This is a genomic window from Janibacter sp. CoH_79_TC_3, assembly GCF_058197955.1.
Genome location: NZ_JBXWIV010000222.1, coordinates 1 through 230 on the forward strand (window position 1 = coordinate 1; position 230 = coordinate 230).

1 protein-coding gene is annotated in these 230 nt (G+C 64.3%); it reads left to right on the forward strand.

All coding sequences use genetic code 11. The features are described from left to right. Positions 1-230: hypothetical protein (locus AC2FA3_RS15705; protein WP_490510414.1), on the forward strand; the 230-nt coding region annotated here is incomplete at both ends.

The following is a 230-nucleotide window of genomic DNA, read 5'->3' on the forward strand; positions in this document are numbered from 1 at the left end:
GTGTACGCCAATGCGGCCGGCATCAGCATGGTGCGCGCGCTCTCGGTCGATCAGCTGCTCGGCGAGCCGTTCTCGCGCTTCTTTCAGGATGTGCCCGTCACGCTGAATGCGTATGCAGGCGCCAGCGCTGATCCGCAGATGCCCGATACAGCCGCCACAGAGGTGGCTTCTGCTGTTTCCCTGGGTACATCCGAGGCACCAGTCACCGTCCGGCTGACTGTCACGCCGAC